A 24,669-nucleotide genomic window follows, 5' to 3' on the forward strand; every position below is an offset into this window, starting at 1 on the left:
AGTTTCGCTCATTGTCCAGGCCAAAAAAACGGGTATTGGGGAAAACCTGCGGATGCGGCAGGGCAGCATTTGTCGCTAAAATCACATTTTGCTTTCTCCCCAACAAAATCGGAAGGCCATCCCCATGACCCGTTACGTCATCCCCTTCAACGAACTGCGCATGTCCGACGTAGAGCAGGTAGGCGGCAAGAACGCCTCGCTCGGCGAAATGATCAGCCAGTTGCCCGCCAGCGTGCGCGTACCGGGTGGTTTTGCCACCACGGCCGACGCGTTCCGCGAGTTCCTTGCGCATCAGGGACTGGCCGAGCGGATCAAGGCGGCGCTCGACGCGCTGAACGTGGATGACGTGGATACGCTGGCGAAGACCGGTGCACAGATTCGCCAATGGGTCGTGGATACCCCCTTTCCGGCAAAGCTCGAAGAAGAGATTCACGCAGCTTACAACGCGCTGACCGCCGAAGGCGAGGGCAGCTTCGCCGTGCGTTCGTCCGCGACTGCGGAAGATCTGCCGGACGCGTCCTTCGCCGGCCAGCAGGAAACCTTCCTGAACATCCACGGCTACGAGAACATCCTGCACGCGATGAAGGAAGTGTTCGCGTCGCTGTACAACGACCGCGCCATCGCCTACCGCGTGCACAAGGGTTTTGCGCACGCCGACGTCGCGTTGTCGGCGGGCGTGCAGCGCATGGTGCGTTCAGACACCGGCGCGTCGGGCGTGATGTTCACGATCGACACCGAGTCGGGCTTCGACCAGGTGGTGTTCATCACCGCCTCGTATGGCCTCGGCGAGACCGTCGTGCAGGGCGCCGTGAACCCGGACGAGTTCTACGTCCACAAGCCCACGCTCGCGCTGGGCAAGCCGGCCGTCGTGCGCCGCAACCTCGGCTCGAAGCTGATCAAGATGGTCTTCGCCGACAAGAAGGAAGCCGGCAAGTCCGTCCGTACCGTCGATGTCGCCGAAGCCGAGCGCAACAAGTTCTCGCTGACCGACGAGGACGTGCTGGAGCTTGCCCGCTACGCCGTCGTGATCGAGAAGCACTACGGTCGCCCGATGGACATCGAGTGGGGCAAGGACGGCCAGGACGGCAAGCTGTACATCCTGCAGGCGCGTCCCGAGACGGTGAAGAGCCAGTCCACCGGCCACGTGATGGAAAAGTACCGCCTCAAGCAGTACGGCAAGGCGCTGGCCCACGGCCGCGCGATCGGCCAGAAGATCGGTGCCGGCACGGTGCGCATCGTCGGCGACGCGTCCGAGATGAACCGCGTGCAGGCGGGTGACATCCTCGTCACGGACATGACCGACCCGAACTGGGAGCCGGTGATGAAGCGCGCCAGCGCGATCGTCACGAACCGCGGCGGCCGTACCTGCCACGCCGCGATCATCGCGCGCGAGCTGGGCATTCCGGCGATCGTCGGCTGCGGCAACGCAACCGAAGTCCTCTCCGAAGGCGACTCGGTGACCGTCTCCTGCGCCGAAGGCGACACCGGCTACGTGTATCGCGGCAAGCTGGACTTCGAAGTCATCACGACTGACATGGGGAACCTGCCGGAGATCCCGCTCAAGGTCATGATGAACGTCGGCAACCCGGAGCTCGCGTTCGAATTCGCGCAGATTCCGAACGGCGGCGTGGGCCTTGCCCGCCTCGAGTTCGTGATCAACAACATGATCGGCATCCACCCGAAGGCGATCCTCGAACTCGGCCAGGTTCCCGCCAGCCTGCGCGACGAGATCCTGCGCCGGTCGCGCGGCTACGCGACGCCGAAGCAGTTCTTCATCGAGAAGCTGGTCGAGGGCGTCGCGACGATTGCCGCGGCCTTCTATCCGAAGCCCGTGATCGTCCGCATGTCCGACTTCAAGTCGAACGAGTACCGCAAGCTGCTCGGCGGCGAGATCTACGAGCCGGAAGAAGAGAATCCGATGCTCGGCTTCCGCGGTGCGTCGCGCTACATCGCGCACAGCTTCCGCGACTGCTTCGAACTCGAATGCGTCGCGATGAAGAAGGTCCGCAACGAGCTGGGCCTGACGAACGTGCAGATCATGATTCCGTTCGTGCGCAACGTCGAAGAGGCGAAGGGCGTCGTCGACCTGTTGGCCGAAAACGGCCTGAAGCGCGGCGTGAATGACCTCAAGCTGATCATGATGTGCGAGATCCCGTCCAACGCGCTGCTCGCCGACGCCTTCCTCGAGCACTTCGACGGCTTCTCGATCGGCTCGAACGACCTCACGCAGCTCACGCTCGGTCTGGACCGCGACTCGGGCCTCGTCGCCCACGCCTTCGACGAGCGCGATCCGGCCGTCAAGCAGCTGCTGTCGATGGCGATCAAGTCGGCGAACCGCCTCGGCCGCTACGTCGGCATCTGCGGCCAGGGGCCGTCGGACCACGCGGATTTCGCCGAATGGCTGATGGACGAAGGCATCCAGACGATCTCGCTGAACCCGGATACGGTCGTCGATACCTGGCTGAAGCTTGCGGCCCACGCGAAAAAGTAATCCGGTCAAGGTTGGGACAACGGAACGGCGGCTTCGGTCGCCGTTTTTTGTTAACGGCATCGGCTGACTGTTTCGGCTAGGCTAAGGGCCGTTTCCCTTTGCTGCCGTGAAATCCCTGTGACTTCTTTCGTCTTTCGGCGACCCTGGCGGGTCCTCTCCCTTTTCTGGATGTTCGTATCGCCCGTCGTCATGGCTGCTGATGCGCAGTGGCGCGGCGCCGCGTTCGAAGGCGATCGGGTCGCGCTCGAGAAGCTCGCGCAGGCGGGCGCGAAGGTCGTGCGCGTCTATCGCGAGAGCGACGCCTGGGTGCTCGACGACGCCCAGCGCCTCGGGATGCGTGTCGTGATGGGGCTATGGGTCGCGCATCCGCGACACGGATTCCGGCTCGACGACGCGAACGCGGTGCGGCAGCAGGAGCAGGCGATCCGGGCTTTCGTCCTTCGTTATCGGAATCACCCGGCGCTGCTCGCATGGGGCATCGGCAACGAGGTCGAGACGGGCGAAGCGGACCCCTTGCCCGTTTGGCGCGAGGTCGACCGTCTCGCCGGCATCGTGAAAGCGCTTGATCCGAAGCATGAAACCCTGATGGTCGTGCCCGATGGCGGGCCGGAGCACCTGAAGCGCCTCGCCGACTGCTGCCCGAACGTCGATCGTCTGGGGATCAATCTCTACGCCGGTGCGGCCTTCAACCTGCCGCAACGCGTGCGCAACGCGGGCATTCGAAAATCGGTTGTCGTGACCGAACTCGGGCCGCTGGGGCAGTGGCAGGCCGGCCGCAAACCCTGGGGCGCGCCGGTGGAACCCACCAGCAGCGAAAAGGCGGCGTTCTTTCGCGATGCTCTGGCCTATCTGCAGTCCGATCCTGCCATCGGCGGCGTCTTCCCCTTTCTGTGGGGGGCGAAGCAGGAGCAGACGGAAACCTGGCACGGCCTGCTGCTTGCCGACGGGAGTCTCACCGCGATGACGGATGCGTTGTCCGCGGCTTGGGGGCGGCCGGTGGAAGCCGCGGCGCCCGTAATCCGCGGAATCGGTATCGCGGCGGATGCGTTTGCGCCAGCGGCCGAAATCTCGGCGGGCGTGGATGCGCTGTCCTTCGACAATTCGCCGCTACGGACGGAATGGAAGGTGGTCGCCGAGGCCCGCGATCTGCGACTCGGGGGGGACAATGAAGCGGTACCGCCCCAGGTGCCGGTCCATGTGCTGCAGGCCGACGTCCGCGCGGTGCGTTTCGTCGCACCATCCGAGCCGGGCGCCTATCGGCTCTTCCTGACGATCCGTGATCGCTTGGGTAAGGCGGCGACGGCGAATCTGCCCTTTCTGGTGCGCTGATGCTAATGGAAAGTCCGCTGGCGCCACACCAGCAGCGCGACCGGCACCACGAGTAGCGCAAATCCGATGAACGCGTCGTTGCTCGCCGCGAACAGGGTCTGGCTTGCGAGGTGGGCCGTTTCACCGTTGCCGGCGTTGCCGAGGACTTGATGCAGCAACTCGGCGGCGCTGGGCGCATTCGCTGAAGGGGCCGTATCGCCGAGGCGTTCCGCGAAGCGCCATTGCAGGGTCGCTGCACTGGCCGCGACGGCCGACGACAACCCGAGCTGGCGCACGATGTTCTTGACCTGATAGGCATGAGAGAACGCCTTCTGGTCGACCTCGACAAACGTCCCGAACGCGACCGGACCGAAGAAGAAGGCGGACGACGCGGCGCCCAGGGCCGCAGGAAGGAGCAGTGCGGTCCAGCCTGCACTCATGTCCAGGAGTGCCAGCAGGCTCCATCCCAGGAAGCAGAACGCGAGCCCCGCGAGCATGTAGGGGCGCAGGCGCGGCCAGCGGCGGAACATGAACGCGTGGGCGACGGCGGCCGCGAGACCGGTCAGGAAGGCGACGGTCAGAACCCCCCCGGTCGTCAAGGTCGTCAGTCCGAGCGCCTGTTCGGCGAAGATCGGCAGCAGGAAGCCGCTGGCGCCGGCCATGAAATAGCCGACGAAGTAGAGCGCGATTCCAAGTGCGTAGCGCCAATGCAAGAGCGCCCGATAGTCGATCAGGGGGCGGTCGCGATGCCATTGCCGCCATGCGAACGCAGTCAGGATCAGACAGGCGGGCAATCCGAAGGCGATGCTGCGCAAGGGGTGATCGATCAGACCGAATTGCACTTCCTGCAGTGCGTACTGCAGGCCGAGCAGGGCACTCGCGAGGATCAGCACCCAACCCCAATGTTCGCGACTGCGCTCATGAGGCGGGGTGGTGCTGCGGTCGAGATGCGGGCCCGCGATCAGGGCAACGGCTCCACACAGCGGCACCACCGCCCAGAAGAGCGTACGCCATCCGAAGGTGTCGGTGAGGAGCGCTGAGGCCAGTGGGGCGAGGGCCGTGGCGCTCAGCAGCGACCCGATGAAGGCGAGGACGCCGTAGAAGCGTCGTTCCGGCGGAATACGATTTACCTCAAGTCGTCCGGCAGTGAAGAAGGTCGCGCCCGCCGCTCCCTGGAGGGCGCGCCCGATCGTGAATTGCCCGATCCCCGTCGCGGTTGCGCAAAGGACTGCGCCGATGGCGAAGAGCAGCAGGGAGGCGAGCGTGAAGTTGCGGTAGCCGTAGCGCTCGACCATCCACTGGTGCTTGTAGAGCATGAAGATCGCGCCGACCGCGTACACGGTGAAGGACAGTGCGAAAGCATCCGGCGACGCGCCCAACCCGCTCATGATCGGCCCCGCCGCAAAGGTCATCATGCCCGTCTCGAGAAATTCGATGCTCGTGACGGCGGCGATGGAGCGCAGCATTGCCGAGGTAGAGGTTGGGGCAGCGTCTGAAGGCATGACGGTATCTGCGAGAAGCGATACCAGAGTCTAGGAGCGCGGCCTACAATCGACAAAATCGATTGTTATGATGCTGTAAATCGACATGACTGATATCGACCACCGTCTGTTCCGTCACCTCGACCTGAACCTGCTCGTCGCGTTTGACGCAATCATCGAAGAGCACAGCGTGAGCCGCGCGGCCGAGCGGCTGTGCATCGGCCAGCCGGCGGCAAGCCATGCGCTGGCGCGGCTGCGCAAGCTCTTCGGCGACGAGTTGTTGTTCCGGCAGGGGACGTCGATGCAGCCGACGCGACGTGCGCTCGAACTTGCCGCGCTCATCCGGCCCTGGCTTTCTCAGGCGCAGGCGCTGGCACGCAGCGGACAGGAGTTCGACCCGGGCCGCGTGTCCGGGCGAATTCGCATCGTGCTCGGTGATCCGCTGGAGGCGCTGCTGCTGCCGGGACTGATGGCTCGCGTGCGCGAGCTCGCGCCCGGCCTGGAGGTGTCGGTGCAGCCGATCCCGGTGTCGGGGCAGATCGAGGCGCTCGACCGCGGCGAAATCAGTCTGGCGGTCGGGCATTTTGCCGGCGACCGGGAGATCCATCAGGCGACGCTCCTGAGCAGCGCCGGATTCGACTATCTGTACGCGCCGGCACTCGTGGACTTGCCGCCCCAGCCGACGCTCGCCGACATCCTCGTGCCGCCGCACATCCACACTTCTTATGCGGGCGAGCAGGAGGGACTCGTCGATCGCGCGCTCAAGCAGCAAGGCCTCTCGCGACGCGTCGTCGTGCGGGCTGCGACGCCGCTGTCGATTCCTTTCGTCGTCAAGCAGAGCCCTTTGGTGGCGATCGTGCCGAAACTCATCACGCGCCTTTTTGCCGCGCACTCGGACCTGCGGATCGCGACCGTTCCCCTGCCGGAGCTGGTGCTGCCGGTGATTGTCGTCCGCCATCGGCGCGACAGGTCGGATCCGCTGCTGGATTTCGTCGAAAGTCAGCTCGTGGCGGCCGCGGAGGCGCTCTTCGGCGAGCGTCCGCAGCCGATTTGAGCTCTCAAAGCGCCGCGGCGACCCGCGTGCCCTGGTCGATCGCGCGTTTCGCGTCGAGCTCCGCTGCGACGTCCGCCCCGCCGATGCGACGCACGTCAACACCAGCCTGTTGCAAGGGCGCTTCGAGTTCGCGCAGCGGTTCCTGACCAGCGCAGATGACGATGTTGTCTACGTCGAGGCAGCGCGCCTCGCCATTCACCGTGATGTGCAGGCCCGCGTCGTCGATGCGTTCGTAGCTCACCCCCGCCAGCATCTTCACGCCGCGGCGCGCGAGCAGCGTGCGCCGGATCCAGCCTGTCGTTTTCGCGAGCCCGTCGCCGACCTTCGTGTTCTTGCGCTGAAGAAGCCAGAGCTGGCGCGGCGGTTCTTCTTCCGATTGCTTGCATAGGCCGCCGGGCTGCGCGTAATTGGCATCGATGCCCCATTCGCGGCGGTAATGATCGATCGGATCATCGGCGAGATCGGCATGGGTCAGGAACTCGCTGACGTCGAAGCCGATGCCGCCCGCACCGATGACGGCGATCTTTTTGCCAACCGACTCACGGCCGGTCAGCACGTCGATGTAGCTTACGACCTTCGGGTGATCGATGCCGGGAATCTCCGGCCTACGCGGCGCGATACCGGTCGCGAGCAGCACGGTGTCGAAGCGCCCGTCGAGATCACGGGCCGCGACGCGTTGGTTCAGACGGATATCGACGCCGGCGTGCGCGAGGCGATGCCGGAAGTAGCGCAAGGTCTCGGCGAATTCTTCCTTGCCCGGAATGCGGCGGGCGAGGTTGAACTGGCCGCCGATCTCAGCTGCGCTGTCGAAGAGGGTCACGCTGTGGCCGCGTTCGGCGGCCGTTGCAGCCGCCGCCATGCCGGCCGGTCCTGCACCGACGACCGCAACGCGTCGCGACTTGTCGGCGCGGCGGATGACGAATTCCGTCTCGCGGCACGCGATCGGGTTCACGAGGCAGGTGCAGGGCTTGGCCTCGAAGATGTGGTCCAGGCAGGCCTGGTTGCAGGCGATGCAGGTATTGATCTCCTCAGCGCGATCCGCGGCGGCCTTGGCGACGAACTCCGGGTCGGCGAGGAAGGGGCGCGCCATCGAGACCATGTCGGCATCGCCGCGCGTCAGCACGCTTTCGGCGACTTCGGGCGTGTTGATGCGGTTCGACGTGATCAGCGGAATCTTCACCGCACCCTTCATGCGGCGCGTGACCCAGGTGAAAGCCGCGCGCGGAACCATCGTCGCGATCGTCGGGATGCGTGCCTCGTGCCAGCCAACGCCCGTATTGATCAGAGTCGCGCCCTCGCGTTCGACCGCCTGTGCGAGCGCCACGATCTCTTCCCAGGGCGCGCCGCCTTCCATCAGGTCGAGCATCGACAGACGATAGATGATGATGAAGTCGGGCCCGACACGCTCGCGCACGCGACGCACGATCTCCGTCGGAAAGCGGTGCCGGTTTTCCACGCTGCCGCCCCAACGGTCGATGCGGTGGTTGGTGTGCGGGACGGTGAATTCGTTGATCAGATAACCTTCCGAGCCCATCACCTCGACGCCGTCGTAACCCGCCGCGCGCGCGAGGGCCGCGCAGCGTGCGTAGTCCTCGATCGTGCGCTCGATGTCGTCCTCGCTCATCTCGCGCGGCGTCGCGGGCGAGATCGGCGCCTTCAATGCCGTCGGCGCGACTGCGCTGCGATGGTAGGCATAGCGGCCGGCATGCAGGATCTGCATGCAGATCCGTCCGCCTTCGGCGTGCACGGCCTCGGTAATGGGACGGTGGTGGCCGACTTCGTCATCGTTCGTCAGCGCCGCCGCCCCGGGGAAGATTACGCCGTCCGAGTTTGGGGCGATCCCGCCCGTGACGATCAATCCGACGCCGCCGCGCGCGCGCGCGGCGTAAAACGCAGCGAGCTTCTCGAATCCGTTGCTCGATTCCTCGAGCCCGGTGTGCATCGAGCCCATGAGCACGCGATTAGGCAGCGCGCAGAAGCCGAGGTCCAGCGGTTCGAGCAGGCGAGGGTAGGGGACGCGTGTTGCGCCGGGTTGTGTCATGGGTGGTGTCTCCGGATATCGTTATGTGCTGACGTACGGCAGCGTATTGTCCGTGTCGTGCAGATGATAGGAGTTTGTCGCGCGCAGGAACAGGGGGAGGCGCTGTGGGCGTGAGGCCTCCCGGCGAAAAAGCTGAAGACGGTGTCGCTGAGGAAGCGGTCGTCGCTCTTAAAGCCCTATCGCTATGTGAGCAAGGATAGACACACCCGCGGGTTCGGGCGGCTCTTCATGGGAGGACCGCCCGATTCCGGCGTCATTCGGGCAGCTTGCGGACGAGCGCGACGCCGCCCTTGCGGTACAGGATGTCCACGCCGCTGGCGGGCAGACGATCGACGCGCGTGAGCGCGACCTCGCCGGGTGCCGGCGCCTTGTCGAGTGTGACCGCCTGGCGATACACGCTGAAGCTCGGCGCATAGTAGCGCCACGCGAAGACCGGTTCGCCGAGCGTGTGGGCGATCAGACCGGCTTCGCGCACCGGGCCCTGGAGCACACCGCCCGCCCACGGCACGACGACGCCCGCGAGCACGACGATCTGGATCGCCGCGGCAGCGCCGAGCTTCATCCACGCCGCGGCTTGCCAGCGCATCGCGATGGTCAGCCACAGCAGCAGCCCGCCGATGGTCACGATGTAATACTCCGCCGTCACCGAGCCCATGGCCTCGGACAGCATCGCACGATAGTAGGCGTTGCCGGCATTGCTCGCCGACAGGGCCGCGAAGATCGTCGGCAGCAGCGGCAGCAGGCCCAGGAGCAGCAGCGGAGCGATCAGGTGCAGCCAGGTGCGTCGCAACTCGTTGCGATGGATCGCGATCAGCAGGAACAGCGGCGTGGAGCCATAGAGCACGTAATGCGGCAGCTTGGTGCCCGAGACCGAGAAGAAGGCGACGACGAAGACAGCCCAGATCCACAGGAAGCGGCGCACGCCGGTGTCGATGTCGCTTCGCACGTGGCGCAGGCTCGCGATCAGCGGGCCGGTCCAGGGCAGCAACAGCAGGGGCACTGCGATGACGTAGTAGAAGAGGCTGCCCGCGTGGCCTTCCAGCGTCCCGGTGAAGCGCTCGACGTTGTGCTTCATGATGAAGCCGTCGATGAAAAGCTTGCCGTGGATCGCCAGCGCCGTCGCATACCAGGGCACGACGATGATCGCGAAGATCGCGAGGCCCACGGGATCGAAGACGGCGCGCGCCCAGCGTTTGAATTCGCCGCGGCTCGCGCAGTAGAGGAAGCTCACCGCGCCCGGGATCAGCAGCGCGATCGGACCTTTCGTCAGCGCGCCCAGGCCGATCCAGACGAAGGCGCGCAGCAGCGGCGCGCGCCGGCCCGATTCGAGATTGCGCCAGGCATCGAAGAGCGCGAGTGCGAGCAGCAGATTCAGCAGCGCATCGGCCGTCGCCGCGCGGCCGATCGCGAAGGGGCCAATGGCGGTCGACACGATCGCCAATGCGGCCAGCGCCGTGTTGGCACCGAAGCGCTGACGGGCGAAGTACCAGGTCGCGTAGCTCCATGAGGCCGCCGCGAGCGCGGACGGGAAGCGGAAGCCCCATTCCGTCGGCCCGAAGATCAGGTAGCCGATGGCCTGCAGCCAGTAAATCAGGATGGGCTTGTCGAAACGATGCTCGCCGTTGAGGTAGGTCGACAGGAAGTCGCCGCGCTCGAACATCTCGCGCGTCGCCTCCGAGAAGGCGCCTTCATCGACATCGAAGAGCGGTGCGCCGCCCAGTCGAAGGAAGAACGCGATCAGGGGCAACAGGACGATGCACAGCGCCAGGAGCGGGCGCGGGCGCGCGGACTCGGGGGCTGCAGGCATCATTTGGCGTGGGTCCTATGCCAGCCGTCGGCCTCATCGAGCTCTGCGGTGGGACGTGCGAGATAGGCGCGCGACGTGCCTGATTCGTAATACACCCGCGCGAGCAGCTCGGCGAGCACGCCCGACGTCACCATCTGAATCCCCGCAATCACGAGGAAGAAGCCGGCGAACAGCAACGGACGCGTGCCGATCGTCTCGCCCAGGAAGAATTTGATGCCGAACAGGTAGGCGAGGATCAGCGTGCCCAGCGCGCCGAGGCCGATCCCGATGCCGCCGAAGAAGTGGCCGGGTCGGGTGCGGTAGCGCATGAAGAAGTAGACGAACACGAGGTCGAGCACGACGCGGAAGGTGCGCGAGATCCCGTACTTCGACTGGCCGAATACGCGTGCGTGATGGGTCACGACTTCCTGCGCGATGCGGCGCGGCGTCGTCACGGTCGCGAGCCACGCGGGGATGAAACGGTGCATTTCGCCGTACAGGCGCACGCTCTTGATCGCGCTGGCGCGGTAGACCTTGAGGCTGCAGCCGTAGTCCCTCAGATGCACGCCGGTCATCTTGGCGATCAGGCGGTTGGCGATGCGCGAGGGGATCTTGCGCAGCAGCAGCCCGTCCTGGCGGTCCTTGCGCCATCCGGCGACGAGGTCGAGGTCCTCGGTCAACAGGCGGTTGGCCATGCGCGGGATGTCGATCGGGTCGTTCTGCAGGTCGCCGTCCATCGTCACGATGACGCTGCCGCGTGCCGCGTCGAGGCCGGCCTGCATCGCCGCCGTCTGCTTGAAGTTGCGCATCAGTTCGACGATCCGCACATGGGGGCCGAATTTTTTCGCGCAGCGGGCGAGTTCGGCCGGCGTCGCGTCCGAACTGCCGTCATCGACCAGCACGACTTCCCAAGGCCAGGGATAAGGGTTGAGCGCGAGGTGGATCCGTTCAAGCAGCGGCTCGACGTTCTCGGCCTCGTTGTACATCGGCACGACGACCGACAGGGAATGCTCCGGCAAACCGTCGGGGATCTGCGGCTCGGCCGCGGGAAGGGGGGATTTATTCATATTGTTCATCGTTTTCTCGTAACAGGAGACTGATCGCCATCGGGGGCGGCCGACGCGCCGGACACGAGCCAGGCGACGCCGCCGGCGCCGACGGCGCAGGCGATCACGAAAAGGTGAAGTGCGAGGGCGGCGCGCAGGCCCTCGTCGAAGGAAATTCCATGCGGCAGGAGGGCCGCGGCGGCGCCGGCTTCATAAGTGCCGAAGCCCGCCACGCCCTGGACGGGCAGGATTGCCGCGAGTTCGGCGCCGAGCGCGCCGGCCGCTCCGACTGCGCCGGCTGCGGGCAGCAGTGTTGCAAGCAAAAAGGCCTGCGCGGCAAGCTTCACGGACCAGTTTGCGATCGTCCACACCCACCCCAGGCGGGCGTGGCGCGTCGATTCGGCGAAGGCGTCGCGTAGTTTCGCGAGTTTCGCATGGAGGCCGTGGCGATCTGCCCAGTCGTGGGGCGCGCGCGCCCAGCGCGGCAGGTACCAGGCGAAGCCGACAAGACCTGCGACGCCGATGACGCGTAGCGCGAGGGGCAATCCGGGCCAGATGAGGACGGCGAGGATCGCGACGATCAGCGCATCTTGAAGGCGGAACCAGAAGAGCGAAGCGACAGCCCGGCCGAGCGGCGTGCCGAAGGACTGGCGCAGCAGGACGGGGAAGGCCGCTTCGCCGCCGCGAAAAGGTACAACGTTGACCATCGCGTTGTGCATCAGCACGATTCGCAGGCAGGTGCCGAAGCCGCCACCGGCGTCCCTGCGAAATTCGTCATGTACGCGCGCCGCGCGAAGCAGATAGCTCGCAAGCAAGCCGCCCCCGGCAATTGCCAGCGTCGCGGGCGTCAGTGCCGCGAGGGCGCCGCCGACCGTGCGCCAGCGGGCGTCCGCGGCAAGCCAGGCGAGCAGCGCGAGGCTTGCGGCAATCGCGATCAGGCGTTTCAACGCGTCCCCCGTCGCTTCTTGCATGCCGACACTTCCGCCAACCGGGCTGCAAGCATCGCCGCGGTAAGGGAAGGGCATTCGCAGGAGGAATGCAGGTGTGGCGTGACAGGGGTCATCGGCAAGCGCTGGACAAAAGGGCGCAATTCTAACTGATCGCCCCTTGTTGAGGCGGATTGCCGAGTATGCGTGAAAACACCGGTCGGGAGTAATAGCGGGCCTCGGGTATAATTCTGCGCTTCCTCCGTCGAACTCCGTTCGCGACCATCACCCATCGCATCGACTCCCATGGCCGAAATCATCAAACTGCGCGGCGCCGCGGCGTATTCCTCTTCCCGTCTGGAGCGCCTGTCGCGCTCGGTGGCCGACGTGCTGCCCAAGCTCAAGGGGCTTGCCGCGGAGCACTGGTATTTCATCGAGATCACAGGAGCGCTCGATGTGGCGGAACTCGGCCGCCTGGTCGATCTGCTGGGCGCCACGCCTGAATCCCCGAAGATGCCGGAAGGGACGATGCTGATGGTGGTGCCGCGTCTCGGCACAATCTCGCCCTGGTCCTCGAAGGCAAGCGACATCGCGCGCCAATGCGGCTTCGACAAGGTCGTCCGGATCGAGCGCGGTGTCGCTTACTCCCTCGACGTGCGCGGCGGGCTCGATGACCGCCAGTACGCGGCCGTGCTGCCCGCGCTGCACGACCGTATGACCGAATCGGTGCTGCAGAGCGTCAATGCGGCGGAAGCGCTCTTCCACCACTACGAACCGCAGCCGCTCACCAGCGTCGACATCCTCGCCGGCGGACGCGATGCGCTCGTCGCAGCCAACACCGAGCTGGGCCTCGCATTGTCGGAAGACGAGATCGATTACCTCGTCGACAACTTCACGAAGATCGCCCGCAATCCGACGGACGTCGAACTGATGATGTTCGCGCAGGCGAATTCCGAGCACTGCCGTCACAAGATCTTCAACGCCGACTGGGTGATTGAAGGCCGCGAGATGGACAAGACGCTGTTCGGCATGATCCGCGAGACGCACAAGGCGCATCCGGAAGGCACCGTCGTCGCTTACTCGGACAACGCCTCGGTGATCGAGGGCGCGACGATCGATCGCTTCTACCCGGACACCGACGGTCAGTGGCGCTTCCATGAGGAAGAGACCCACATCCTCGCGAAGGTCGAGACGCACAACCACCCGACCGCGATTTCGCCCTTCCCCGGTGCGGCGACCGGTGCCGGCGGCGAGATCCGCGACGAAGGCGCGACCGGCCGCGGCTCGAAGCCGAAGGCGGGCCTCACCGGCTTCTCGGTGTCGAACCTCAACATCCCCGAATTCGTCCAGCCTTGGGAAAAGCCCTACGGCAAGCCCGAGCGCATCGCGTCCGCGCTGGACATCATGATCGAAGGCCCGATCGGCGGCGCCGCGTTCAACAACGAATTCGGCCGCCCGAACCTCGCCGGCTACTTCCGCAGCTTCGAGCAGGAAGTGCAGGGCGAAGTGCGCGGCTACCACAAGCCGATCATGATCGCCGGCGGCCTCGGCAGCATCCAGGGCCAGCAGTCGCACAAGATCCAGTTCGCCCCCGGCACGCTGCTGATCCAGCTCGGCGGCCCGGGCATGCTGATCGGCCTCGGCGGCGGCGCCGCATCCAGTATGGCGACCGGCACCAACGCCGCCGACCTCGACTTCGCATCGGTCCAGCGCGGCAACCCCGAAATCCAGCGTCGCTGCCAGGAAGTCATCGACCACTGCTGGCAGTTGGGCGACGCCAATCCGATCCTCGCGATCCACGACGTCGGCGCGGGCGGCCTGTCGAACGCGATGCCGGAGCTTGCCGATTCGGCGAGCCTGGGCGCGCACTTCGAGCTGCGTGAAGTGCACATCGAAGAGCCGGGCATGAGCCCGCGCGAAATCTGGAGCAACGAGTCGCAGGAGCGCTACGTCCTCGCGATCGCCCCGGAAAGCCTCGAGACCTTCCGTGCGTTGTGCGAACGCGAGCGCTGCCCCTTCGCCGTGGTCGGCACCGCGACAGCCGACGGCCACCTCACCGTCAGCGATCACCATTTCGACAACAAGCCGGTCGACATGGAAATGCAGGTGCTGCTCGGCAAGCCGCCGAAGATGACCCGTAACGTGTCGCGCCGCGCCGTGCATGTGCCGCCCTTCGACGTCACCGACGTCGACCTTAAGGAGGCCTGCCTGCGCGTGCTGCGTCTGCCGACCGTCGCGAGCAAGAACTTCCTGATCACCATCGGCGACCGCTCGGTCGGCGGCATGACCGCGCGCGACCAGATGGTCGGTCCGTGGCAGGTCCCGGTCGCCGACGTCGCCGTCACCTCGATGAGCTTCCACGGCTACCAGGGCGAAGCCTTCGCGATGGGCGAGCGCACTCCGGTCGCCTGCCTCGACGCGCCGGCCTCGGGCCGCATGGCGGTCGGCGAGTCGATCACCAACATCGCGGCCGCCGACATCGCCGATATCGGCAAGGTCAAGCTGTCCGCCAACTGGATGGCCGCTGCCGGCCACCGCGGCGAGGACGCCAAGCTGTTCGACACCGTCAGCGCCGTGTCGCAGTTCTGCCAGACCGCGGGCCTCTCGATCCCGGTCGGCAAGGACTCGCTGTCGATGAAGACTGCGTGGCAGGACGAAGGCGAAAATCGCCAGGTCGTCTCGCCGCTGTCGCTGGTCGTCACGTCCTTCGCGCCGGTCGAGGACATCCGCCGCACGCTGACGCCGCAGCTGCAGCTCATCGACGGCGTCGAGACCGAACTCGTGCTGATTGACCTCGGCAACGACCGCAACCGCCTCGGCGGCTCGGCGCTCGCCCAGGTCTTCGGCTCGGTCGGCGAACATGCGCCGGACGTCGATGCGAAGCAGCTCGCCGCCTTCTTCAAGCTGATCCAGCAGTTCCGTCAGGGCAAGCTGTTGCTCGCCTACCACGACCGCAGCGACGGCGGTCTCTTCGCGACGCTGTGCGAGATGGCCTTCGCATCGAAGTGCGGCCTATCGGTCGTGCTCGATACCGTCTGCTACGACCAGTACATGAACGACGTTGATGGCCTCGACAAGAAGCCCGACACGATCAAGGGTCGCCTCAACGATCGCCTCTTCGGTGGTCTGTTCTCCGAGGAACTCGGTGCAGTCATCCAGATCCGCCGCGACGACCGCGCGAAGATCACCACGCCGCTGCGCGACGCAGGGCTCACCTACCACTTCCTCGGCGAGCCGAACGAAAAGGACGAAATCCGCCTGTGGCGCAACGCCAAGCTCGTGTTCAACGCCCAGCGTGCCGAGCTGCAGCAGGCCTGGTCCGAGACGAGCTACCGCATCGCCCGCCTGCGCGACGACGCGGAATGCGCGCGCGAAGAATTCGAAGCACTGGCCGACAAGTCGAACCCCGGCCTGAGCGTCGTCACGACCTTCAACCCGGCTGAAGACGTTGTCGCTCCGATGATCGCGACCGGCGCCCGTCCGAAGATCGCGATCCTGCGCGAGCAGGGCGTGAACTCGCAGGCAGAGATGGCTGCCGCCTTCGAACGTGCGGGCTTCATGCCCTTCGACGTCCACATGTCCGACCTCCAGGCCGGCCGCTATCACCTTGCCGACTTCCATGGCCTCGCAGCCTGCGGCGGCTTCTCTTACGGCGACGTCCTGGGTGCGGGTCAGGGCTGGGCGAAGTCGATCCTCTTCAACCCGGCGCTGCGTGCCGAGTTCGAGGCCTTCTTCGGTCGCTCCGACACCTTCGCGCTGGGCGTGTGCAACGGCTGCCAGATGATGGCGAACCTCGCGTCCATCATCCCCGGCGCCGACCATTGGCCGACCTTCCACCGCAACCGCAGCGAGCAGTTCGAAGCGCGTTTCGTGATGGCCGAGGTGCTCGACACCCCGTCGATCCTCTTCGCAGGCATGGCTGGCAGCCGCATGCCGATCGTCGTCAGCCACGGCGAGGGCAGGGCAGTGTTTGCGAAGGATGCCGATCGTAGCAGCGCGATCACAGCGGTGCGTTACGTCGACAACCACGGCAAACCCGCGCAGACCTATCCGTTCAACCCGAACGGCTCGCCCGGCGGCCTCGCCGGCGTGACGACCGCTGACGGCCGCTTCACGATCATGATGCCGCACCCCGAGCGCACAGCCCGCACCGTGCAGATGAGCTGGCATCCCACGAACCTCGGCGAGGATTCGCCCTGGATGCGGATGTTCCGGAACGCACGCCACTGGCTCGGCTGAGCCCGCCGGATACGGCCGCCGAGCGTGACCTGCTTGGCGGCCGGGCGTTTTTCCCCTTGACTGCAGTCAAGGGAATCGCGGGTTAGTTCGTTACAATCGGCGCATTTTCCATCCGCGCCGACGAGTCTTTCGTTCCGCCCATGCACCTCAAACGCGTGCCCCGTGTCCTCACCGCCTGGATCGCCTTGTGCGTGATCCTGTTCGGTGTCGTCGCGCCGGCGCTGACGCATGCCTTGCCGTCGGGCGGCAAGGGCGCGCCGCGCACGATCGAGGTGTGCACGCGCGCCGGGATGAAGCACGTCGCGATCGACGACGCCGGTGACCAGCACCGCAAGCAGCTTCCGGGCAAGCAACATTCTCCGGCCGATCACGCCAAGCACTGCGCTTTCTGCGGAACCCACGGCAGTACCCCGGTGCTTCCGACGGCGCGGCTGTCGCCCGTGGCGCAACAGGCTTCCCCGGTCAGGGCGCCTATTCCTGCCTCGCGTGCACTTCGCCTGCACTTCGGCTGGGCACACTCGCAGCCGCGCGCTCCACCCGTCCTTTCCTGATTCCTCCCTCGTTGCGGCGTCCGCACCGACGCCGACGTTGCCGTTTTCCCGAAGCCACCGGTTTGCTTCGCCGTAGTCGCGCGTGTTTGCACGATCTACGCGGGTCGCCATTGGCCACCGACATTGGAATCATGGAGTGGAAATCATGAAGAACTTGAGTGCAGCCGCCTTGCTGTCGCTCGCTGTCGCGCTTCCCGCGCTGGCAGACGTGAAGATCGAAGAAGCCTGGGTGCGAGCCACGGTGCCGCAACAGAAGGTGACGGGCGCGTTCATGCGCATTACCGCCTCACAGGATTCGCGCCTCGTCGCGATTCAATCGCCCGTCTCCGACAAGGTCGAGATCCACGAGATGGTGCAGGAAGCGGACGTGATGAAGATGCGTGCCGTGGCGTCGCTCCCGCTGCCTGCCGGCAAAGCCCTCGAGCTGAAGCCGGGCGGCTATCACGCGATGCTCTTCGATCTGAAGCGCGCGCTGCCGGAAGGGGAATCGGTTCCACTGAAGCTGACGGTCGAAGGCAAGGACGGCCGCCGCGAAACGATCGAAATCAATGCGCCGGTGCGGCCCCTGCATGCTATGGGGGGCGGGCATGTCCACTGATGCGATGCGGACAGTCCTTGCGCTTTCCTGCGCCTGTGTCGCAGGCGGCAGCGTTGCCGCTGACGCTGACACCGTCCTCGGACAGGTGACGGTCACTGCGACACGCGAAGAAACGAAGCTCGTCGAAACGCCGGCATCCATCGGTGTCGTGAAGGCCGCCGAAATCGCCGCCGACAAGCCCTCCCATCCGGCGCAGATCCTGAGCCAGATCCCGGGTGCCGCGGCGGCCGTCACCAACGGCGAGGGGCACACGACCGCCATCCGTCAGCCCTTCTCGACCGCGCCCGTCTACCTCTTCCTCGAGGACGGCGTTCCGTCGCGCTCGACCGGCTTCTTCAACCACAACGCGTTGTACGAGATCAACGTCCCGCAAGCGGGCGGCATCGAGGTAAATCGCGGCCCATCGTCGGCACTCTATGGCTCGGACGCGATCGGCGGGGTTGTCAACGTGCTGACCCGCACGCCGCCGACGAAACCGGAAGCGAGCGCTTCGCTCGAAGCGGGCGATTTCGGCTGGCGCCGCGCCCTCCTGAGCGGCGGCAACGGCTACGAGAACGGCGGCTTCCGCGCGGACCTGAACCTGACGACGACCGACGGCTGGCGCGACAGCACCGGCTACGATCGCACCAGCGGCACGCTGCGCTGGGATCATTTCGTCGGCGACAGCGCAGTGCTGAAGACCGTGGTCGGCTTCTCGGAAATCGACCAGGACACCGGCGCCAACTCGCCGCTGGTGCGCTCGGACTACCGCGACGATCCGACGAAAAACTACCTGCCGATCGCGTTCCGCAAGGTGCATGCCTTCCGCCTGTCCACGAATTACGAGCAGGAAATCGGCAACTCGCTGGTCTCGGTCACGCCGTATTTCCGCGACGACAGCATGGACCTCCTCGCGAGCTACGCACTGCGCTTCGACCCCAGCCTCGCCGAGACGCGCAACCAGTCCTATGGCCTGATGGCGAAGTGGCGCCAGGATTTCGCCCCGCTGCGCGCACGCCTGATCGCCGGGGTCGATCTCGATTTCAGTCCCGGGGCCCGGCGCGAGAATCGCATCGATGCGACGACGCGCGGATCGGGAGCGAGCCAGGAATTCATCGACTACACGGTCGGCGCGCGCATCTACGACTACGACGTCGAGTATCGCGGCATCTCGCCCTACGTCCACGGCGAGATCTCGCCGACCGAGCGCCTGCGCCTGACTGCAGGCTTGCGCTATGACGACATGCGTTACGAGTTCAACAACCGCTTCAGTGCCGGCGCGGTCCAGGTGGGGAGCAGCTTCTACGGGCAGGCCGCCGACCAGAGCTTGAGCTTCCATCGCGCGACCCCCAAACTCGGCGCAACCTATGCGCTCGACGACAACACGCACCTCTTCGCGTCCTACAATCAGGGCTTCCGCGTGCCATCGGAGTCGCAACTGTTCCGCCCGTCCCGTACGACGAGCCGGGTAGCCGCCGTTGCGCTCGCGCAGTCGGCACTCCAGCTCGAGGCGATCAAGGCCGACCAGTTCGAACTCGGCCTGCGTGGCGTGGCGAGCGGCCTCTCGTACGACGTCGTGGCCTACCAGCTCACCAAGCGCGACGACATCGTCAGCCAGCGCGACCCGGTCACGACCCAGACGATCACGACCAACGCCGGCGAGACGCGGCACCGCGGCATCGAACTGGGCCTCGGCGCGCCGTTGAGGGACGACCTGCGCGTCGACGCGGCGGTCTCGTACGCGCGGCACGAATACGTCGACTGGAAGACTTCGCAGGGCGATTTCAGCGGCAAGGAGCAACTCAGCGCGCCGCGCCTGATCGCCAACACGCGGCTGACCTGGGCGCCAATGCGCGGCACGCGCGCTCAGCTGGAATGGGTCCGTATCGGCTCCTACTGGCTCGACGACACCAACACGGTCAAGTATGGTGGTCACGACTTGTTCAATCTGCGCGGCGATTACGCGCTAACCCGCAGTGTGTCGCTCTTCGGCAGCATCCAGAACCTCACCGATCGTCGTTACGCGGACAGCGCCCAACTCTCGACGGGTCGCACGCCGGTCTATTCGCCGGGGTTGCCGCGAACCTTGATCGCTGGAGTCGAAGCGAAATGGTGAGAATCATACGATTCGGGCGACACGCCGTCGCTCTGCTGGCCATCGCCTGGGCGGCCGGCGCTGGGGCGCAGATGCATATCCATGGCAAGTCCGGCGGGGAAGTGGCCAAGGCGGAGTTGGGAACCTCCGCCGCCTTCGCGTCCGACGGCACCTTGTATGCCGTCTCGAAGGATGGCCAGCATGTGCTCCTCCATCACAGCCGCGACGACGGCGCGAGCTGGGAGCCGCCGGTCGCCGTCAACGCAGTGCCGGAAGCGATTTCGGCCGACGGGGAGAATCGTCCGAAGCTCGCCTTCGCGCCCGACGGAGGTGTGCTGGTGTCCTGGACGCATCCGCTGACGAAGCCGTATACGGGCGAGATCCGTCTTGCCCGCGCGGATGACGGGAAGCACTTTGCGGCGCCGATCACCGTCCATAGCGACCGACAGGAAATCACGCATCGTTTTGAGACGCTCGCCGTCACCGGAAAGGGGCAGGTGCTCGTTGCGTGGATCGACAAGCGCGATTTGGAAACGGCCCAGGCGGCGAAGCGTGCCTATCGCGGCGGGGCAATCTATGCAGCGATCTCGGACGACGGCGGCCGGACGTTTCGGGCCGAATTCAAGCTGGCCGACCATTCCTGCGAGTGCTGCCGCATCGGCGTCGCGAACGATGTCGACGGTCGGCCGCTGGTGATGTGGCGCCATGTCTTCGAGCCCAACGAGCGGGACCACGCGCTGGTCAAGCTAGGGCCGGACGGTATGCCGGGCAAGGTGCAGCGCGCAACCTTCGACCATTGGCGGATCGACGCCTGCCCGCACCATGGACCGTCGCTTGCCGTGTCATTGACCGGTGTCCGCCACGCGGTGTGGTTCAATGAGAAGGGCGGCGAAGGTCGCGTATTCTACGGGCGGCTGGTGGACGGCCAAGTCGAAGGACAGCGACCGGTGGGCGGGGAGCGCGCTGCACATGCAGACATCGCCGCCAGCGGCGGGCGTGTCGCGATCGTATGGAAGGAGTTCGACGGACTGCGGACCAACCTGCGCGCGGAAGTGTCCGACGACGACGGTGTGAGTTTCCGTGCGGTGGCGCTGGCGAGCACGGAAGGCACGTCCGATCAGCCGCGGGTCATCCGCAGGGGCGACGATCTGTTCGCCTTTTGGCGCACCGACAAGGAAGGCATGAAGGGGTATTGGCTGAAATGAAACGACTGAGACTTCTACTGGCAACGCTGCTATGCGTCAGTGCCGCGGCGTCAGCCGCCGAGCATTTCGTCCCGCTCGACCGGACGACTGCAGCCCGCGTCGTCGATGCGGCCCATTACAGCAAGCCGACGATCGTCGCGCTGTGGTCGTCCGACTGCGTGCATTGCAAGAAGAACCTGAAGCTCTTCGCAGAGATGGCGAAAGCCAACCCACAGCTCAAGCTGATCACGGTTGCGACTGAACCGGTGCAAGAGGGCCTTGCTGCGCCGCTCGACCGGTTCGCAGTGCCGGGTGAGCGCTTCGCGTACGGTTCCGATATGCCCGAGGCGCTGGCGTTTGCGCTCGACGAGAAGTGGCGGGGCGAATTGCCCCGCACCCTCTTCTTTGACGGACGAGGCGGCAAGGTCGCACTCTCCGGCGTGATCCCCGAGGCGACCGTGCGCAGTTCGCTGGGGCTCGCGACACGCTGATCGCATCGCGAGCGGCCGGTTTACATCCCCTGGTAGATCGGCCCTTCACCGCCTTGCGGCACGACCCAATTGATGTTCTGGGTCGGGTCCTTGATGTCGCAGGTCTTGCAGTGCACGCAGTTCTGCGCGTTGATCTGCAGCCGCGGGCCGGTCTCCTCGCGCACGATCTCGTAGACGCCGGCCGGGCAGTAGCGCTGCTCAGGGGCGTCGTACTTCGCGAGATTGATTGCGATCGGCACGGACGGATTCTTCAGCTGCAGGTGGCAGGGCTGGTCTTCCTCGTGGTTGGTGTTCGACAGGAACACCGACGACAGGCGGTCGAAGGTCAGTACGCCATCGGGCTTCGGGTAATCGATCTTCGGGCACTCGGAGGCGAGCTTGAGCTGGTCGTGATCGGACGAGTTGTGCAGCGTCCACGGCGCCTTGCCGCCGAAGAGCTTCTGGTCGATGCCGAAGAGGAAGGAACCCATCCACAGGCCCTTCTTCATGTAGGGCTTGAAGTTGCGCGCCTTGTAGAGCTCGTCGAAGAGCCAGCTCGAACGGAAGGCTTCCGGGAAGGCCTTGAGTTCGTCGCGGCTGTGCTCGGCGGCCAAGGCGTCGAAGGCGGCTTCCGCAGCAAGCATGCCGCTCTTGATCGCGGCGTGACTGCCCTTGATGCGCGCGGCATTGAGGAAGCCCGCGTCGTCACCGATCAAAGCGCCACCCGGGAAGATGAGCTTCGGCTGGCTCTGCAGGCCACCCGCGGCGATCGCGCGCGCGCCATACGCGAGCCGCTTGCCGCCTTCGAGGAACTTGCGGATCTCGGGGTGCGTCTTGTAGCGCTGGAACTCCTCGAAGGGCGACAGGTGCGGATTCGTGTAGTTGAGACCCACGACGTAGCCGATCGACACGAGGTTGTCCTCGAGATGATAGACGAAGCCGCCGCCGTAGGTGTCCGAGGGCAGCGGCCAGCCGGCGGTGTGCACGACGAGGCCCTTTTCGTGGCGCTCAGCCGGCACTTCCCACAATTCCTTCAAGCCAATGCCGTAGGTTTGCGGGTCGACGCCGTCCCTCAGGTTGAACTTCGCTTCGAGCTGCTTGCCCAGATGCCCGCGGCAGCCTTCGGCGAAGAGCGTGTACTTCGCGTGCAGCTCCATTCCCGGCTGATAAGCGGGGCCGTGTTCGCCTTCGCGCGTCACACCCATGTCGCCGGTCGCGACACCTTTCACTGCACCATTTTCGTCATACAGGATCTCGGCGCCGGCAAAGCCCGGATAGACCTCGACGCCCAAGGCTTCGGCCTGTTCGCCGAGCCACTTGGCGACGTTACCCAGGCGCACGATGTAGTTGCCGTGGTTCTGGAAACAGTCCGGCAGCAGGTTGTTCGGTACCTTGCGGCCGCCCGTCTCGTTGAGGAAAATCACGCGGTCTTCGGTGACTTCGGTATTGAGCGGCGCACCCAACTCCTTCCAGTCGGGGAAGAGCTCGGTGATCGCGCGCGGGTCCATCACCGCGCCGGAGAGGATGTGCGCCCCGATTTCGGCGGCCTTCTCGATCAGGCACACGGACAGCTCCGTGCCCTTCTCGTTGGCCAGCTGCTTCAACCGGATCGCCGCCGCCAGCCCCGCAGGGCCGCCGCCGACGATCAGGACATCGAACTCCATCGATTCGCGTTCCATCCTATTCTCCGTTCATGTGCGAAGGTAGGTCTGTCCGGGAGGACATCGTCTCCTGCGCATCGCCTTGATTTGTCTTATGGGGTGAGTGTTCGTCGGTGTGGCTGAACATACGGATCCGTATGTTACATTACCCTCGCCAAGGAACCAATATGGGGCGACATTATGGAAGAAGATCGCAAGTTGTTGCTGACGACGAAGATCCCGGTGCGCTGGGGAGACATGGATTTCTACGGACACGTGAACAACACGGTCTATTTCCGCTTCTTCGAGCAGGCGCGGGTAGAGTGGATCGAGGCGATGCGGTTTCCGGTCGATCCCAATGCGGGCAAGGGACCCGTCATCATCAATGCGAGCTGCACCTTCCTGATTCCCGTCAATTATCCTGCGACCGTCATCGTCAAGCTTTACGCCGGCGAACCCGGCCGTAGCAGCGTGATGACCTGGTATGAGCTCTTTGTTGAAGACGACGACCGCCTCTACGCCGACGGGACAGCGAAAGTGGTCTGGATGGACATGGAGACCGGGAAATCCGTGCCATTGCCCGACGCGCTCAGAGAGGCGCTATAGGGTCGTCCAGCGTTTCCCATGCCCGTGGCTGCGGATGCCAGGTGTCGAGGTAGGCTGCGGCCTTGTCGCCTTTGTGCGCCACCAGGCAGGAGCTGGGAACGCCGAAGCTGTTCGCGACGATCCAGCCATGCAGGCTGGTGCCGACATAGCGATATGCGCCAGCGAGCAGGGCGCAGATGTCGAAGACGCGGGTCGACTTGAACACTGCAACGGGGACGTCGGCCGCCTGTGACCGAAGGTGCTGTGCCAGCCGCACCAGCGTTTCGAGATCATCGTGCCACGGCGCGGTTCCGGCGCAAAACAAGACGACGGAGCAATCCTCCCTCTGCGCGACGGACGCTACGCGGCTCGCGATGCGCGCAAGCGTGGCGTCGTCGCCCCATTGGGAGGCGGTCTGTACTGCGATCCAGCGCAGGAACGGGCGGCCTGACGCTGCCAGTTTTTCGAGCTGAATGCGTTCCGGGAGCTGCGGGCCGAAGAGCCGTGCCGACTCGCTCGCAGGATCTCGGGCGAGCCGCGCGCGGACGCCGTGGCGCGACAAAGCTGCCTGCGTGACGACGTCCCTGACCGTGACACGGTCCGCGGCTGCCAGTGCCCGAACGGCTTCTCGACGGGCTGCCGGGGAGAGCGCCTCGAACCGGACGCCGCCTACCGCACGAAACTCCACTGTCCAGCCCGTGGGTAAGTCGTCCTTGTTGAGGACGTAGGGCAGGGGGTGCGGGTCTTGAAGCGTACGGCGTGCCCAGTCGTTTCTTGCGGTCTCGTTCCGGTCATGAAGGCGGATCGCCTGAGCCGCGTCGGCAGGCGTCTGGAGCATCACCGCAGCCTCCCACGCCGTCGTCGTCAGGATTTCGCCGCCGACGATCACGAGCTCGGCCGGCTCAGCACCATGTCGCGCGATCGCTTCCGAAATCGGAATGACGTGGTGGCCGCCGTTGGCACGCAGGTCGCGTGCCGCGAGGCCCGCGAAGACGGGCTCGCGCGCCTCGCCGGCTGCAGCACAATGCGCGAGCAGCAGGTCGCCGAAGTTATGTCGGTCGAAGGCGCCGAACAGGATCAGGCGGGGAGCTTCGGGGCGCGCGCTCTTCATTGGAATCAGACCTTTGGCCCCCGTAGTCCTGCCGCCGAGGCGGGGTACACCCGAGCATCACGGTAGTGCATCGCTTCCGGATGG

Annotated in this window: 17 protein-coding genes; 10 read left to right on the forward strand and 7 right to left on the reverse strand. The window is 65.6% G+C overall.

Annotated features, from left to right (window positions below; genetic code table 11):
• The first annotated feature begins 124 nt into the window (after positions 1-124).
• Entirely contained in the window at positions 125-2,491 is a 2,367-nt protein-coding gene (ppsA, locus tag VJ673_RS01110) for a phosphoenolpyruvate synthase (protein ID WP_324124163.1), read from the forward strand.
• A gap of 189 nt (positions 2,492-2,680) precedes the next feature.
• Positions 2,681-3,820: a glycoside hydrolase family 2 TIM barrel-domain containing protein gene (locus VJ673_RS01115; protein ID WP_324124164.1), complete on the forward strand. Its 1,140-nt coding sequence runs from the start codon at positions 2,681-2,683 to the stop codon at positions 3,818-3,820.
• Between the two features lie 2 nt (positions 3,821-3,822).
• Here VJ673_RS01115 and VJ673_RS01120 read toward each other — a convergent pair whose 3' ends face one another.
• A complete protein-coding gene (locus tag VJ673_RS01120; protein WP_324124165.1) occupies positions 3,823-5,301 on the reverse strand; it encodes an MFS transporter in 1,479 nt (492 codons plus the stop codon).
• A gap of 85 nt (positions 5,302-5,386) precedes the next feature.
• On the opposite strand from VJ673_RS01120, the gene VJ673_RS01125 reads away from it, so the two are divergent.
• On the forward strand, positions 5,387-6,334 hold the full coding sequence (locus tag VJ673_RS01125) for a LysR family transcriptional regulator (protein WP_324124166.1): 948 nt from the start codon (positions 5,387-5,389) through the stop codon (positions 6,332-6,334).
• A 4-nt stretch (positions 6,335-6,338) separates the two neighbouring features.
• Here VJ673_RS01125 and VJ673_RS01130 read toward each other — a convergent pair whose 3' ends face one another.
• The 4 genes from VJ673_RS01130 to VJ673_RS01145 all read right to left on the reverse strand — a co-directional run bounded on the left by VJ673_RS01130 (position 6,339) and on the right by VJ673_RS01145 (position 12,178).
• A complete protein-coding gene (locus VJ673_RS01130; protein ID WP_324124167.1) occupies positions 6,339-8,375 on the reverse strand; it encodes an NADPH-dependent 2,4-dienoyl-CoA reductase in 2,037 nt (678 codons plus the stop codon).
• A 253-nt stretch (positions 8,376-8,628) separates the two neighbouring features.
• Positions 8,629-10,185, reverse strand: a complete 1,557-nt coding sequence (locus VJ673_RS01135) for an ArnT family glycosyltransferase (protein WP_324124168.1) — start codon at positions 10,183-10,185, stop codon at positions 8,629-8,631.
• Positions 10,182-11,237, reverse strand: coding sequence for a glycosyltransferase family 2 protein (locus VJ673_RS01140; RefSeq protein ID WP_324124169.1), 1,056 nt, complete (start codon positions 11,235-11,237; stop codon positions 10,182-10,184). Before VJ673_RS01140 ends, VJ673_RS01135 begins: the two co-directional genes overlap by 4 nt.
• The gene (locus VJ673_RS01145) at positions 11,234-12,178 is read right to left on the reverse strand and encodes a lysylphosphatidylglycerol synthase domain-containing protein (RefSeq protein WP_324124170.1); all 945 of its coding nucleotides are present in this window, start codon (positions 12,176-12,178) and stop codon (positions 11,234-11,236) included. Before VJ673_RS01145 ends, VJ673_RS01140 begins: the two co-directional genes overlap by 4 nt.
• A gap of 261 nt (positions 12,179-12,439) precedes the next feature.
• Here VJ673_RS01145 and purL point away from each other — a divergent pair, with 261 nt between their 5' ends.
• The 6 genes from purL to VJ673_RS01175 all read left to right on the forward strand — a co-directional run bounded on the left by purL (position 12,440) and on the right by VJ673_RS01175 (position 21,270).
• Positions 12,440-16,372 (forward strand): phosphoribosylformylglycinamidine synthase, encoded by a 3,933-nt coding sequence (gene purL, locus VJ673_RS01150; RefSeq protein ID WP_324124171.1) that lies wholly within the window; start codon positions 12,440-12,442, stop codon positions 16,370-16,372.
• Positions 16,373-16,512: 140 nt separating this feature from the next.
• A complete protein-coding gene (locus VJ673_RS01155; RefSeq protein ID WP_324124172.1) occupies positions 16,513-16,923 on the forward strand; it encodes a DUF2946 domain-containing protein in 411 nt (136 codons plus the stop codon).
• A 145-nt stretch (positions 16,924-17,068) separates the two neighbouring features.
• Entirely contained in the window at positions 17,069-17,521 is a 453-nt protein-coding gene (locus VJ673_RS01160; RefSeq protein ID WP_324124173.1) for a copper chaperone PCu(A)C, read from the forward strand.
• A complete protein-coding gene (locus tag VJ673_RS01165) occupies positions 17,511-19,616 on the forward strand; it encodes a TonB-dependent receptor (protein WP_324124174.1) in 2,106 nt (701 codons plus the stop codon). The genes VJ673_RS01160 and VJ673_RS01165 overlap by 11 nt, the downstream gene beginning before the upstream one ends.
• Positions 19,610-20,800 (forward strand): sialidase family protein, encoded by a 1,191-nt coding sequence (locus tag VJ673_RS01170; protein ID WP_324124175.1) that lies wholly within the window; start codon positions 19,610-19,612, stop codon positions 20,798-20,800. Before VJ673_RS01165 ends, VJ673_RS01170 begins: the two co-directional genes overlap by 7 nt.
• A complete protein-coding gene (locus tag VJ673_RS01175; RefSeq protein ID WP_324124176.1) occupies positions 20,797-21,270 on the forward strand; it encodes a TlpA family protein disulfide reductase in 474 nt (157 codons plus the stop codon). Before VJ673_RS01170 ends, VJ673_RS01175 begins: the two co-directional genes overlap by 4 nt.
• A 20-nt stretch (positions 21,271-21,290) precedes the next feature.
• Here VJ673_RS01175 and VJ673_RS01180 read toward each other — a convergent pair whose 3' ends face one another.
• The gene (locus VJ673_RS01180; protein WP_324124177.1) at positions 21,291-22,928 is read right to left on the reverse strand and encodes an electron transfer flavoprotein-ubiquinone oxidoreductase; all 1,638 of its coding nucleotides are present in this window, start codon (positions 22,926-22,928) and stop codon (positions 21,291-21,293) included.
• A gap of 162 nt (positions 22,929-23,090) precedes the next feature.
• Between VJ673_RS01180 and VJ673_RS01185 the strand changes: the two genes are divergently transcribed.
• Positions 23,091-23,495 (forward strand): acyl-CoA thioesterase, encoded by a 405-nt coding sequence (locus tag VJ673_RS01185; protein WP_324124178.1) that lies wholly within the window; start codon positions 23,091-23,093, stop codon positions 23,493-23,495.
• On the opposite strand, the gene VJ673_RS01190 is transcribed toward VJ673_RS01185, so the two are convergent.
• A complete protein-coding gene (locus VJ673_RS01190) occupies positions 23,479-24,585 on the reverse strand; it encodes a polysaccharide pyruvyl transferase family protein (RefSeq protein WP_324124179.1) in 1,107 nt (368 codons plus the stop codon). The two genes, VJ673_RS01185 and VJ673_RS01190, sit on opposite strands and share 17 nt — an antisense overlap.
• Between the last annotated feature and the right edge of the window lie 84 nt (positions 24,586-24,669).

Origin of the sequence: Aromatoleum sp. (assembly GCF_035254505.1) — a bacterium.
GTDB lineage: Bacteria > Pseudomonadota > Gammaproteobacteria > Burkholderiales > Rhodocyclaceae > Aromatoleum.

Coding starts and splice junctions, on each gene's coding strand:
- ppsA (WP_324124163.1), top strand. CDS start 125: ATGACCCGTTACGTCATCCCCTTCAACGAACTGCGCATGTCCGACGTA.
- VJ673_RS01115 (WP_324124164.1), top strand. CDS start 2,681: ATGGCTGCTGATGCGCAGTGGCGCGGCGCCGCGTTCGAAGGCGATCGG.
- VJ673_RS01120 (WP_324124165.1), bottom strand. CDS start 5,301: ATGCCTTCAGACGCTGCCCCAACCTCTACCTCGGCAATGCTGCGCTCC.
- VJ673_RS01125 (WP_324124166.1), top strand. CDS start 5,387: ATGACTGATATCGACCACCGTCTGTTCCGTCACCTCGACCTGAACCTG.
- VJ673_RS01130 (WP_324124167.1), bottom strand. CDS start 8,375: ATGACACAACCCGGCGCAACACGCGTCCCCTACCCTCGCCTGCTCGAA.
- VJ673_RS01135 (WP_324124168.1), bottom strand. CDS start 10,185: ATGATGCCTGCAGCCCCCGAGTCCGCGCGCCCGCGCCCGCTCCTGGCG.
- VJ673_RS01140 (WP_324124169.1), bottom strand. CDS start 11,237: ATGAACAATATGAATAAATCCCCCCTTCCCGCGGCCGAGCCGCAGATC.
- VJ673_RS01145 (WP_324124170.1), bottom strand. CDS start 12,178: ATGCAAGAAGCGACGGGGGACGCGTTGAAACGCCTGATCGCGATTGCC.
- purL (WP_324124171.1), top strand. CDS start 12,440: ATGGCCGAAATCATCAAACTGCGCGGCGCCGCGGCGTATTCCTCTTCC.
- VJ673_RS01155 (WP_324124172.1), top strand. CDS start 16,513: ATGCACCTCAAACGCGTGCCCCGTGTCCTCACCGCCTGGATCGCCTTG.
- VJ673_RS01160 (WP_324124173.1), top strand. CDS start 17,069: ATGAAGAACTTGAGTGCAGCCGCCTTGCTGTCGCTCGCTGTCGCGCTT.
- VJ673_RS01165 (WP_324124174.1), top strand. CDS start 17,511: ATGTCCACTGATGCGATGCGGACAGTCCTTGCGCTTTCCTGCGCCTGT.
- VJ673_RS01170 (WP_324124175.1), top strand. CDS start 19,610: ATGGTGAGAATCATACGATTCGGGCGACACGCCGTCGCTCTGCTGGCC.
- VJ673_RS01175 (WP_324124176.1), top strand. CDS start 20,797: ATGAAACGACTGAGACTTCTACTGGCAACGCTGCTATGCGTCAGTGCC.
- VJ673_RS01180 (WP_324124177.1), bottom strand. CDS start 22,928: ATGGAACGCGAATCGATGGAGTTCGATGTCCTGATCGTCGGCGGCGGC.
- VJ673_RS01185 (WP_324124178.1), top strand. CDS start 23,091: ATGGAAGAAGATCGCAAGTTGTTGCTGACGACGAAGATCCCGGTGCGC.
- VJ673_RS01190 (WP_324124179.1), bottom strand. CDS start 24,585: ATGAAGAGCGCGCGCCCCGAAGCTCCCCGCCTGATCCTGTTCGGCGCC.